This is a genomic window from Xenorhabdus sp. NBAII XenSa04 (genome assembly GCF_963866145.1).
GTDB lineage: Bacteria > Pseudomonadota > Gammaproteobacteria > Enterobacterales > Enterobacteriaceae > Xenorhabdus > Xenorhabdus indica.
This window is the reverse complement of sequence record NZ_CAWMEB010000411.1, coordinates 23,461-36,359: the sequence shown is the minus strand read 5'-3', so window position 1 is coordinate 36,359 and position 12,899 is coordinate 23,461. Positions and strand designations below refer to the sequence as shown.

At 44.4% G+C, this 12,899-nt stretch carries 11 protein-coding genes; 2 read left to right on the top strand and 9 right to left on the bottom strand.

Annotation, left to right across the window (positions count from 1 at the left end; all coding sequences use genetic code 11):
• Positions 1-370 precede the first annotated feature (370 nt).
• The gene (gene emrD / locus AAC147_RS15580) at positions 371-1,558 is read left to right on the top strand and encodes a multidrug efflux MFS transporter EmrD (RefSeq protein WP_047682658.1); all 1,188 of its coding nucleotides are present in this window, start codon (positions 371-373) and stop codon (positions 1,556-1,558) included.
• 138 nt (positions 1,559-1,696) lie between these two features.
• Here the strand turns inward: emrD and glpK are convergent, their stop codons facing one another.
• Positions 1,697-3,220: a glycerol kinase GlpK gene (gene glpK / locus AAC147_RS15575; protein ID WP_047682655.1), complete on the bottom strand. Its 1,524-nt coding sequence runs from the start codon at positions 3,218-3,220 to the stop codon at positions 1,697-1,699.
• 70 nt (positions 3,221-3,290) lie between these two features.
• Entirely contained in the window at positions 3,291-4,088 is a 798-nt protein-coding gene (locus tag AAC147_RS15570) for an MIP/aquaporin family protein (protein WP_047682652.1), read from the bottom strand.
• A gap of 323 nt (positions 4,089-4,411) precedes the next feature.
• Here AAC147_RS15570 and zapB point away from each other — a divergent pair, with 323 nt between their 5' ends.
• On the top strand, positions 4,412-4,654 hold the full coding sequence (gene zapB, locus AAC147_RS15565) for a cell division protein ZapB (RefSeq protein WP_047682650.1): 243 nt from the start codon (positions 4,412-4,414) through the stop codon (positions 4,652-4,654).
• 92 nt (positions 4,655-4,746) lie between these two features.
• On the opposite strand, the gene rraA is transcribed toward zapB, so the two are convergent.
• From rraA to priA, 7 genes are all read right to left on the bottom strand, one after another.
• On the bottom strand, positions 4,747-5,271 hold the full coding sequence (gene rraA, locus AAC147_RS15560) for a ribonuclease E activity regulator RraA (RefSeq protein WP_047682647.1): 525 nt from the start codon (positions 5,269-5,271) through the stop codon (positions 4,747-4,749).
• A gap of 108 nt (positions 5,272-5,379) precedes the next feature.
• Positions 5,380-6,297: a 1,4-dihydroxy-2-naphthoate polyprenyltransferase gene (locus AAC147_RS15555; RefSeq protein ID WP_047682645.1), complete on the bottom strand. Its 918-nt coding sequence runs from the start codon at positions 6,295-6,297 to the stop codon at positions 5,380-5,382.
• Positions 6,298-6,406: 109 nt separating this feature from the next.
• Positions 6,407-7,738, bottom strand: a complete 1,332-nt coding sequence (gene hslU / locus AAC147_RS15550; RefSeq protein ID WP_047682642.1) for an HslU--HslV peptidase ATPase subunit — start codon at positions 7,736-7,738, stop codon at positions 6,407-6,409.
• Between the two features lie 11 nt (positions 7,739-7,749).
• The gene (hslV, locus tag AAC147_RS15545) at positions 7,750-8,280 is read right to left on the bottom strand and encodes an ATP-dependent protease subunit HslV (protein ID WP_047682640.1); all 531 of its coding nucleotides are present in this window, start codon (positions 8,278-8,280) and stop codon (positions 7,750-7,752) included.
• 127 nt (positions 8,281-8,407) lie between these two features.
• On the bottom strand, positions 8,408-9,271 hold the full coding sequence (gene ftsN / locus AAC147_RS15540) for a cell division protein FtsN (RefSeq protein ID WP_047682637.1): 864 nt from the start codon (positions 9,269-9,271) through the stop codon (positions 8,408-8,410).
• 74 nt (positions 9,272-9,345) lie between these two features.
• Positions 9,346-10,371 carry a DNA-binding transcriptional regulator CytR gene (cytR, locus tag AAC147_RS15535; protein ID WP_047682634.1) on the bottom strand — a complete coding sequence of 342 codons (1,026 nt, stop codon included), beginning with the start codon at positions 10,369-10,371 and terminating at the stop codon, positions 9,346-9,348.
• A 306-nt stretch (positions 10,372-10,677) separates the two neighbouring features.
• On the bottom strand, positions 10,678-12,876 hold the full coding sequence (gene priA, locus AAC147_RS15530) for a primosomal protein N' (RefSeq protein WP_047682631.1): 2,199 nt from the start codon (positions 12,874-12,876) through the stop codon (positions 10,678-10,680).
• Positions 12,877-12,899 lie beyond the last annotated feature (23 nt).

The following is a 12,899-nucleotide window of genomic DNA, read 5'->3' as shown; positions in this document are numbered from 1 at the left end:
ACTGAGTGAGTAACAATACGGAGTGAAATAGATGGAGTGAATTGGCGCTCCTTTGACGAGATCTTACGCGATTGAGTGAAATAGCCTTATCGATTACGTGTCACAGTCTCATTGACTATATTTTTGCTATTTTCATGGAGTATATGTACATTTTTATTGACATTTATGGGAAATATGACTGCCATTTTTTCCATGTGTGAAATTGTATACTGCCAAGAAAAAATATAAATTGACCGGGAAAATTCAATCTAATGAAGTCAGTATGTCAGGTTTGTTTATTAATAACCTGGGGGCTTTGTTATTGCTGTTATTCCTTAAATGAAACCGGGTACACGTGTATTTTGTTTAAATAACATTGTATGTGAGTGCGATGAGAAAAATAGTGCATTTTAATTTATTGCTAATGTTAATTGCGTTGGCCGCTGTCGGGCAGATGACCCAGACAATTTATGTTCCAGTTATTGCAGATATGGCGAATTACTTCGGGAAACCTGCGGGTGAAGTACAGCGTGTTATGGCGGCATACTTATTCTCTTATGGACTCTCACAGCTCTTTTATGGACCATTATCGGATAAAATTGGTCGTCGTCCCGTTATTTTGACAGGAATGTCAATTTTTCTGGTTGCCACAACTTGTGCACTGTTTTCCTCCAGTTTATTGATATTAGTAATAGCCAGTGTATTTCAAGGCTTAGGCACGGGGGTCGGAGGAGTAATGGTGCGCACTATGCCAAGAGATTTATACACGGGGACAGAATTGCGTTATGCCAATAGTCTGTTGAATATGGCGATATTGGTCAGCCCTTTATTAGCACCGATGGTAGGCGGTATCGTAGGCCATTATTTTGGTTGGCGTGCTTGCTATTTGTTTTTATTGCTGTTGGGGGCAACTGTAACTTTGTTTTTATTCCGGCATTTACCGGAAACCCGCCCGGAGCAAACAAAGCAGAGCACGATGCTGATCTCTTTTCACCAATTGTTATCCAATGGTGTTTTTGTTTCTTACCTGATTATGTTGGTTGGTAGTCTGGCGGGTGTGGCTGTTTTTGAGGCCAGCTGCGGGGTTTTGATGGGGGCTGTTTTAGGATTGGACAGTTTAACTGTCAGTATTCTGTTTATCCTGCCGATCCCTGCTGCATTTCTGGGCTCATGGTATGCAGGACGTGAAAACAAAACGTTTTATCAATTGATGTGGAATTCCGTCATCTGTTGTTTGTTAGCAGGCACGTTGATGTGGTTGCCAGGATGGTTGGGGATTATCAATATCTGGACGCTGTTGATCCCGGCTGCATTGTTCTTTTTTGGCGCTGGTATGTTGTTCCCGCTGGCAACGACGGGGGCTATGGAGCCATTTCCTTATCTGGCTGGTGCAGCGGGGGCGTTGGTAGGTGGATTACAGAATATAGGGTCAGGCGCGGCTACATGGTTATCGGCGATGTTGCCACAAAATGGCCAGTTCAGTGTTGGTATGCTGATGTTTTTTATGGCTCTGCTTATTCTATTGTGCTGGTTGCCAATTTCTCAGCGGATACAACATCAGGAACAGACAGTCGGATAAAGGCGGCGAATATTGGTAGTAGGCAAAAATATTGAAGTGAGAAAGCTCTGACAGAGCAGTACTGCCATATAAAAAGTACTGTAATGTCAGAGCATTATGTTTCAATTTGGGGGTTATTTCACCTTAAAGGTTTGTTTTTCAAGCGCGGTCTTCCCATTCTTGAGCACGGGCAACCGCTTTTTTCCAACCGTTGTATCTGTGATTACGTTCTGTAGTTTCAATACTTGGACGGAATTCTTTTTCGATAGTTGCCTTACTCTTCACTTCGTCAAGATCTTTCCAGAAACCGACAGCTAAACCAGCAAGGAAGGCGGCACCTAATGCTGTGCTTTCGCGTATTTCAGGGCGCTCGACACGTGTGCCGAGAATATCAGACTGGAATTGCATCAAGAAATTATTGGCAACCGCACCACCATCTACGCGCAGTGCTTGCAGGCGTGTACCAGAATCGGCTTGCATTGCATCCAATACATCACGGGTTTGGTAAGCGATGGATTCGAGTGTGGCACGAATAATATGGTTACTGTTTGCACCACGAGTCAGGCCGAAAATGGCGCCACGGGCGTAAGGATCCCAATAAGGGGCTCCAAGACCGGTAAAGGCCGGAACAACATAAACGCCATTACTGTCTTTTACTTTTTTGGCGAAGTATTCGGAGTCTGCTGCATCTGCAATAAGTTTCAGTTCATCACGCAGCCACTGAATAGACGCACCACCTACAAATACGGCACCTTCCAGCGCATAGTTGACTTCACCTCGTGGCCCACAGGCGATGGTAGTCAGCAGCCCATGATTGGAACGTACGGCATCAGTTCCCGTATTCATCAGCAGGAAGCAGCCTGTGCCATAAGTGTTTTTTGCCATGCCAGGATGGACACATAACTGACCATAGAGTGCAGCTTGTTGATCCCCTGCAATTCCTGCAATAGGAATACGAGTACCACCTTTACCACCGATGTTGGTTTGACCATAAATTTCAGAAGATGCGGCAACTTTTGGTAACATAACGCGAGGAATACCCAACTCATCAAGGATTTTCTGATCCCAGTCGAGATTATGGATGTTGAATAGCATAGTACGGGAAGCATTGGTGTAATCGGTGACATGCACGCGACCTTGTGTCATTTTCCAAACCAACCAAGTATCAACTGTGCCGAATAACAGTTCGCCATTTTCAGCACGCAGGCGGACACTCTCGATATTGTCCAAGATCCATTTTATTTTTGTGCCGGAAAAATAGGGATCAATCACCAGGCCAGTGTTATGACGGATATATTCTTCCAGACCTTCTTTTTTCTTCAGTTTTGTACAAATATCTGCTGTCCGGCGACATTGCCATACAATGGCATTGTAAACAGGTTTACCTGTTTCTTTTTCCCAGATGATAGTTGTTTCTCGTTGATTAGTGATACCAATACTGGCAATTTGATCTGTGCGGATATCTGCTTTTGCCAGCACTTCGACCAATGTTGAGCTTTGGCTGGCCCAGATTTCCATTGGATCGTGCTCCACCCAGCCTGGCTTAGGATATATTTGTGGAAATTCACGTTGTGAAATACAGACAATATTAGCGTCGTGATCAAGTATTACTGCCCGTGAACTGGTTGTCCCTTGATCCAAAGCAACGATATATTTTTTATCCGTCATATTTTCTGTTGTCATAACTATAACCTGGTTTTATTCAAAAATTTTTTTACTTTTTATCTGTTATCATCTGTCAAGGGCAGCAAAACTAAGCTCCATAGGGTGAATGGCGGGTAATCAGTTTGCGATAACCAAATGCCCCCAGAATTGCACCAACAACGGGGGCTACCAACGGAACAAGGAAATAAGGGATGTCCCGACCACCAGTCAGAGCAATATTTCCCCATCCGGCTAAATAAGCAACTAACTTAGGGCCGAAATCACGAGCGGGATTCAGGGCAAATCCGGTCAGGGGGCCAAAAGAACCACCGATAACAGCAATTAAAATACCGATAACCAGTGGTGCCAAAGGACCACGTGGAATGCCATTGCCATCATCTGTTATTGCCAGAATCAGGCAAAGCAAAACAGCCGCGATGATAACTTCAACAATAAATGCATGGAATACGGAAATTTGTGATGCAGGGTAAGTGGAAAATACTCCAGCCGTGAAAAGACTTTCTTGTGATCCACGAACAATGTTGTGAACTTGCTCATAATCAAGGAAAAGGTTGTAATACATCATATAGACGATAGCTGCGGCAACAAAACCGCCTAACATTTGAGCAATGATGTAAGGGAGTACTTTTTTTCTGTCAAAACTGGCAAATAGGCATAGCGCAATGGTTACTGCTGGATTCAGGTGTGCACCAGAAATTCCGGCAGTAAGGTAAACAGCCAGGGCAACACCAAAGCCCCAGATAATGCTGATTTCCCATAGACCCAGTTGTGCTCCTGCAAGACGGGCAGCAGCAACACAGCCTAAGCCGAAGAAAACAAGTAATGCAGTACCCAGAAATTCTGAAATGCATTGACCTGATAATGTTGGAGTGGTGGTCTGACTCATTTCTATATCCTATAAAAAGTACAGAGAGGAGATTAATTATTAGTCCTTTCTTGCTGCGTTCTGGTTACGCAGAGAAAGGCGATGTGAATTTATCGTTAATGAGCGGAAACGAGAAATAGCGAAATTGAAATCTGCGTGTTGCGTCAACAAAATGAGCGAATTCGCATTTAATTGTGGTTTTATTGGTCGCTGAAATGTGATCTTATCTCCATTTAGGATTAGTCACTATATTTCTCGTTATGCCACACATTAGAAGTATGAAACTAGACAGTCGTTAACAGGCTAAATACAATCAAGGCATTGCTTATAAGAGGGGCTAAAGAATGTCATTTGAAGTTTTTGAAAAGCTAGAATCTAAAGTTCAGCAGGCAATTGATACCATCACTTTGCTGCAAATGGAAATTGAAGAATTAAAAGAAAAGAACACAGTGTTATCTCAGGATGTCCAAAATATAACAGATAGCCGTGATTCGCTGGTACGTGAAAATGAACAGCTCAAACAAGAACAATCAGCATGGCAAGATCGCTTACGTACCTTGTTGGGTAAGATGGAAGATGTTCAGTAAGGTATCCGATAGTTTTGCGAAAAAAGGGCGATAACTGCGCCCTTTTTTATATATCGTGGAGATTGATGATAGGGTATAGGTTTATGCGGATATTACATTTCATCATCATCATCATCATCATCATCGCTATCGTCATCCATCACCAGCGGAACTTCTGATAAGATCATCCCTGTATTATCTGCATAAAGATAATCACCAGAAAAGAAAGTTACGCCACCAAAATTCACCCTGATATCACTTTCTCCGATGCCTTCGCTGTTGGAACCAGCAGGAATAGCAGCCATTGCCTGAATGCCAATATCGAGCTCAGCAAGGTGATCTACCTGACGCACAGCACCGTAGACGACGATACCTTCCCATTCATTATTGACAGCAAGTTGAGCCAGCTCGGCATCGACAAGAGCCTTGCGTACCGATCCACCACCATCGACGAGCAAAATGTGTCCACGTCCGTGTTCTTCCAGTAAATCATAAAGCAATCCATTGTCTTCAAAGCATTTCACTGTGATGATTTGACCACCAAATGAAGTACGCCCACCAAAGTTGGAGAATAATGGCTCTACCACGTTTACATCTTCTTGATAGATATCACAAAGTTCGGAAGTATCATATTTCATGGGATTTACGTCTGGTTTATGCAAGGAACGAACAGTATATCCTTTTAAGACCAGTGTTGGCAAAATCATCAATCTTAAAACGTGTGTATAAAATTGATATGTACTCGCCTAATTAAGTATCAATCCAATGGAAAACAGGATGTTAGTCAATAATGCAGCTTTGACCATTTGTACCAGCTTGGGGCGCATACCTTTGGCTGTTGGATCGTGCAGTACCTGTAACATATGCTGCAATAACAAGGGGAAAGCCAGCAAAAATAACCAATTATACCAATTGATTAGGTATAAGAGGGTAAAGAGGACAAAGCAGAGCATAGCACCTGTAAGCAGTGTTGCATGGTAGTAGCGGGCTTTTTTTCCACCTAGCCTGACCGCTAGTGTATTTTTACCGTTTTGGCGATCTGTTTCGATATCACGCAAATTATTAATATTCAACACTGCCACGGAGAGTAAGCCACAGGCTGTTGCGGGCAGAATGGTGTCCAGAGAAAAAGTATTGGTTTGCAGATAGTAAGTACCAAGGACACTGAGCCAACCAAAGAAAATAAGGACGGAAAGGTCACCCAACCCCATATAACCATACGGTTTAGTGCCTACCGTATAAGTAATCGCAGCGATGATCGCCAGTAACCCCAGGCCCAGAAAACCGATAATATCGCTTGGGCTATGACAAGCAACGATAATGAGAGAAATTCCTGAGAGACAAGAGAGCAACACGGTAATTTTTAATGCGGCTTTCATTTGTTGTGCTGTGATCAAGCCCTTTTGCATACCGCGCATTGGGCCGATGCGTTTTTCGGTATCACTACCTTTGGTGACATCACCATAATCATTGGCAAGATTGGACAGAATTTGTAGCAGGGAGGCGGTTAATAAGGCCAGCAACGCCACCGACCATTTGAAATGACCCGCCCATGATGCAAGGGCAGATCCGGTCATAATGGCTGCTACAGCAAGTGGAAGAGTTTTGAGGCGTAAGCTTTCCAGCCATGCCTGTATCTGATTACCCGTTGTTATTGAACTCATATTGCTATCAAGCATTTCAGTGTAATAGATTTTGGTTTAAGAAAAAGAGAAATGGGAGGTAAGCCTCCCATTCCATTTTTTACTGCTGTTGAATCAGGCTCTAAACCGATTATAAGATAAAACGGCTCAGATCTTCATCAGCTACCAGCTCATCTAAGTGTGTTTTGACATAGTCAGCATTGATTTCAACAGATTGGCCCTGACATTCGCTGGCTTCGAAAGAGATATCTTCCATCATGCGTTCAAGCACAGTGTGCAAACGGCGGGCACCAATATTTTCAGTAGTCTCATTAACTTGCCATGCAGCTTCTGCAATTCTGCGAATACCGTCAGCGGTGAACTCAATATTCATACCTTCAGTGGCCATCAATGCTCTGTATTGTTCTGTCAGTGAAGCATTCGGCTCAGTCAGGATGCGCTCAAAGTCTTCAGTTGTCAGCGCCTGCAATTCAACACGGATAGGCAGACGTCCTTGTAACTCTGGGATCAAATCAGAAGGGCTGGCAACCTGGAATGCGCCTGAAGCGATAAATAGAATGTGGTCAGTTTTTACCATACCGTGTTTGGTGGAGACAGTACAGCCTTCAACCAATGGCAATAGGTCACGCTGAACGCCTTCGCGAGAAACATCCGGGCCGGAGCTTTGACCACGTTTACATATTTTATCGATTTCATCAATAAAGACGATACCGTGCTGTTCAACTGCATCAATTGCCTGCTGTTTCAACTCTTCAGGGTTAACCAGTTTCGCAGCTTCTTCTTCCACCAGCAGTTTGAACGCATCTTTGATCTTCAGCTTACGACTTTTTTGACGCTGACCAGCCAGGTTTTGGAACATAGACTGTAATTGATTGGTCATCTCTTCCATACCCGGAGGTGCCATGATTTCAACACCAACAGGAGCAGCAGCAACTTCGATCTCGATTTCTTTATCATCCAGTTGGCCTTCACGCAGTTTCTTGCGGAATGTCTGGCGGGTTGAGGATTGCTCTGGTTGAGCTTCAGGTTGTCCCCAGTTATTTTTTGCTGGTGGCAACAGAACGTCCAGAATACGCTCTTCAGCCAGTTCTTCGGCACGGTGGCGGTTTTTCTCAATGGATTGCAGGCGAACCATTTTCACTGCAGCGTCAGTCAGATCACGAATAATGGAATCAACTTCTTTACCGACATAACCGACTTCAGTGAATTTTGTTGCTTCAACTTTGATAAAAGGTGCATTGGCCAGTTTTGCCAGACGACGGGCGATTTCGGTTTTACCAACACCGGTTGGGCCAATCATCAGAATATTTTTCGGAGTTACTTCGTAACGCAGTGATTCATCCAACTGCATACGACGCCAGCGGTTACGCAGCGCAATGGCAACAGCACGCTTTGCTTTATCCTGACCGATGATATGATTGTCAAGTTCGCTGACAATTTCGCGAGGAGTCATTTCAGACATACTATCTATCCTTACGCTTTTGAGGGTAATTCTTCGAAGTTATGATTTTGGTTGGTGTAGATACAGATATCGCCAGCGATAGTCAGGGCGCGTTCTGCGATTTCCCGGGCGCTGAGTTCGGTGGTTTCCAGCATTGCGCGGGCTGCTGCTTGTGCATATGAGCCACCGGAGCCAATAGCGATAAGATCATTTTCTGGCTGAATCACATCACCATTACCTGTAATAATCAGAGAGGTATTTTCATCTGCAACGGCAAGCAAGGCTTCCAGCTTGCGGAGCATTCTGTCTGTCCGCCAATCTTTAGCTAGTTCAACTGCTGCTTTAGTCAAATGCCCTTGATGCATTTCGAGCTTACGTTCAAACAGCTCAAACAGGGTGAAGGCATCTGCAGTACCGCCGGCAAAACCCGCTATGACTTTGTCATTGTAAAGGCGGCGTACTTTACGGACATTGCCTTTCATAACGGTATGACCCATTGTTGCTTGTCCATCACCACCGATGACAACTTGGCCATTACGGCGAACACTTACGATTGTAGTCACGAGTTAGCCCCTGGTTAAAAAATAGAAGATGGCACACACGGTACTTTGGCTGACAATGCCACGATTATTTATCTAAAGCACCGTATGTTCGTTATTAGAGATCAAGATGGGGGAATTTTTTGATTTTTCAACCCCCAGCAGGGCGGAGAATACAGTTGGAAATCCCCGTATTGGCAATGCGATTGCGCATTTTTTCCGCACTACCTTTGCTCTTATACGGTCCCACTACAACCCGATTCCAACTGTCTTTTATTGTAATCTTACTCTCAATACCGACCAACGCGAGGCTGGCACGGACGGACTCTGCCTGCTCTATAGTACGGAATGAACCACATTGTAGCATTAATCTGGATTCATTTAGCGTTGTCTTTGGCTTACTGGTCTCATTGGATGTTTGAGACCGAGGTATTTGAGTCTGAGGCATTTGAGTTTGAGGTGATTGAAATTGCACCGATGGCTTATTCTCCTGTTGAAGCACAGGATTTTGCTGTGGAGTATATTCTGGCGATGGTTTTTGTACTGGTGGATTCACAAGAACGCGTGAGCGAGGAACTGGCTCACTGTTATAGGGTACTTCAGCCAATTGTGTTGGTGGCTGGCGCATATCTGCCTTCATTTGTTCAAGTAATTGGCGCTGTTCTGGTGTCAGTTCCGTTGGGCTGTTGTTCTGTTGATTAGGGATTGAAGAGGGTTCCTGCATTGATGGCAGACCAACAGGTCGATTTTCCAGCTCCTTGATATAACTCCAGCGTTCTTCTGGTTTTGGTGGCAAACCATGGCTTTTAGGTTGGTGAGTGATTGGTGGTGTATCTTGTACACTTCCATTTTTAGTATGTACGATGAAATAAAGTCCACCAATGAATGTGACCACCAAAGCGACGGCGATAGCTAATGTCGTTTTAGGTAGTCCTTGAGCCTGATTTTTTTTCTTACCAGTACCTTTCCGACGGGGATTGGAATGCCCGCGACTCACATAATCTCGTTGTGCCACTGTGTTTAATTCGCTGAGTTATTTAAAAAATTAAGGAGTAGATACCTAATGTTACTGAACATGTAGTTATTTGCCTAGCTTTTAGGCGAACAAGTACTCTCACGAATAAGCAATTCTGCATCTAATAATCGTGAACCTTTCGAAACCATACGGCCCTGGAGCTGTTCCAGCAACAAAAGCATTGCGTTATGCCCAATTTCATAACATGGCTGTGCTACAGTTGTCAGCGGTGGTTCGCTGTATTGCGCCATGTTGATATTATCAAAACCAACAATGGACAGGTCTTCTGGTAATTTTAATCCCATTTTTTTAGCTTGCCACATTGCACCAATTGCCATGACATCACTGTGGCAGAAAATGGCGCTGGGAGGTTCTGGCAGGGTCAGCAAGGTTTCTACTGATTCAGCACCACTTTCATGGGTGAAATCACCTCTGACTATATATTCATCACGGATAGGAACGCCGGTACGACGTAATGCCTGAATATAACCTTGAAGCCGATATTGGCACAGTGGCATTGTATCTGGTCCGGTGATACAGGCGATGCGTTTGTGCCCGATTTTTTGCAGGTGATGGGTGGCATTGAAAGCGGAGGTCAGATTATCGATATGGACAGTAGGAAGCCCTAGTTCAGGTGCAAATTCATTGGCCATCACCATGGGAGGCATATTTTTCTGTTCTTCTTTAGAGACATCGAAAGGAACATTTGAGCCCAGTAAGATCATGCCATCAATGCGTTTGGTAATGAGAAGATTGATAAAAGCATGTTCTTGCTGTTGTTGGTGTTTGCAGTCACCGATCAGAACCAGATAACCATGTTTTGCCGCAGTTTCTTCAATGCCGCGGATACTTTCATTGAAGAAAGGATCGCTGATATTGGGAACGATAACCAGGATGGCTCTGGACTCATTTCTCCTCAAATTCTTGGCGAGATTATGCGGATAGTAACCCACTTCCAGTACAGCATTTTCGACTTTCTGGCGGGTGTGCGCAGAAACTTTATCAGGATTCATAAGCGTTCTTGATACAGTTGCAGTAGAAACCCCCGCTACTTTGGCGACATCTTTCATTGTCGCTAATGCGCAATTCTTTTTTTCCATAGTTCACTCCTCATGTTCTAATAGGTAGCGAAACGATTGCTATCCGAAATGAAAGTAAAAAAATCGAAAGTAAAAAAACGCCAGTTATTCCTGTGGGGAAGCACTGGCGGTTCGTTTTCTACAGTCTTACTAATAAATTCATTTTAAACCGATTAACAGTTCAACCCGTTACTTTGTTTACATAAAAAATGTGATATACATCATTTCTTAGAGCTACTTCGCAAATTAAGGAAATAATTGCCACTGTTTTTTCATAGACTTCTGTTCAATTTGGAGTTTTTACTGCAATAATCAATTGCTTTTTTATCAACCTTCTGTGGGATCAACATCAATATTCCATTTTACTTTACGTGCTTGTGGCAACGCTGTGATGTGTGGGTAGAGCTCTGCCATCATTTTTTGTAGAAAAATGCGCGAAGGGTGTTGCACCAGTAATTGCCAACGATATCGGCCACCCCGTTTGGCCTGTAATGCGGGAACTGGTCCCATAATCCATACATGTTCATCATATTGTGGATGATATTCAAATAGTTGGCGCATTTGTTGCAAAAAAGCAGGCGCCTGCTGATTATCGTGATCTTCCGACCGTAGCATGATATGGCTGACAAAAGGGGGCAGAAGTGCTTGCCGGCGCTCTTCCATTGCCTGCTGAGCAAATGCGTCATAGCCTTTCTCCAGCAACACCTGTAAAAGTGGATGTTCTGGATGGTGAGTCTGAAGTACAACTTCTCCGCGTTTGCCTGCTCGTCCTGCTCGACCGGAAACTTGAGTATACAATTGTGCAAACCGTTCAGCCGCACGGAAATCAGCAGAAAACAGGGCACCATCGACATCCAATAAAGCGACTAGTGTGACATCAGGAAAATGGTGGCCTTTTGCCAACATTTGAGTGCCGATCAAAATACGGGCATCCCCCTGATGAATATCAGCGAGTTGTTGTTCCAGTGCTCCTTTGCGATTGGTCGTGTCTCTGTCGATACGGGTAACCGGAACGTCAGGAAACAGTTGAGTAATGCCATCTTCAAGTTGCTCAGTACCTAGCCCCACAGGGATGAGATGTGTCGTTCCGCATTGGGGGCATTGACGAGGAATGGGTCGCTGGCTATCACAGTGATGGCAGCGCAGATAGCGATGATTCTGATGCAGGGTATAGTAGTGATCACAACGCTGGCATTCGGCTATCCAGCCACATTCATGGCACAGCAGGGCAGGGGAATAACCACGGCGGTTCAGAAATAGGATGACTTGATTATCTGCTTGCAAATGTTTGCCAATGCGGTTAACGAGAGGTTGAGATAAACCGACGGTCAGCGGCAATCCTTTCATATCCAGCAGGTGTTGGGTTGCTGGCATGGCATGACCGGCTCGTTTCGTCAAAGTAAGTTGTTTGTATTTTCCATGTCTTACATTAAATAGTGTTTCCAGTGCTGGTGTTGCTGTTCCCAGAATGATAGGAATTTTCTCTTTTTTGGCGCGGAAGACCGCCAGATCACGAGCGTGATAGCGCCAGCCATCTTGTTGTTTATAAGAATTATCATGCTCTTCATCAATGATGATGACACCTAAGTGAGCGAAGGGAGTGAACAGTGCAGAACGCGTACCGATGACAATGGCGTTTTCTCCTCGTTTTGCTCTTAACCATACCGATAACCGTTCACTGTCATTTAAGGCGGAATGCAGAACATCAACGGGCGCGTTGAAACGCTCTCTGAACCTGCGGATAGTCTGGGGAGTCAGACCAATTTCGGGAACTAAGATCAGTGCTTGTTTTCCCTGTGTCAAAATGTTTTCCAGAACACTCAGGTATACTTCGGTTTTACCTGAGCCAGTGATGCCGGCAAGTAACCAGGGAGAAAAAGTATGATCTTCTGCGCGAACGGCTCCAATTGCGGTGGCTTGCTCTGTATTGAGTTTTAGCCGTTCCCCGATGATGCGAAAATGTTCATGCCAATTTTCAGTTTCCGGTTGTACCGGATGTAAATTAATTAATCCCTTTTTTTTCAGTGATTGCAATGCACTTTCACTCAATTCTAATTCAGGGACTTGATGGCGATAAATGGATGTTTGGCGCAATTTAGCTAAAGCTTGTTGCTGTTTGGTGGAGCGTTTAAGTTGTTCAAGAGGCAATTCACGGCCTGCTTCTGTCACTTGCCATTGCCAGAGAGGGGAGAATTCTGCGGGTTTACCTTGTCGTAGCAAAACAGGCATGGCATGAAAAAGGACTTCGCCAAGTGGATAGTGATAATAGCAGGCAGACCATAGGAGCAACTGCCAAAGATCCTCAGAAAAAAGTGGCGATTCATCAAGCAGTTCAGTAATCGGTTTGAGTTGCTCAAGGGGAAAATCGCTGTTGTCTGCAATCCCTGTAACTACACCTATTGCATTGCGTTTGCCAAATGGCACACGTACCCGGATCCCATGGGCGGGGATCGGCAATCTTTCAGGTAACAGATAATCAAAAGAGCGAGCTAAAGGGACAGGTAAAGCAACCTGAACAACGGTCATAAGGCGATTTCCGAATGATGATT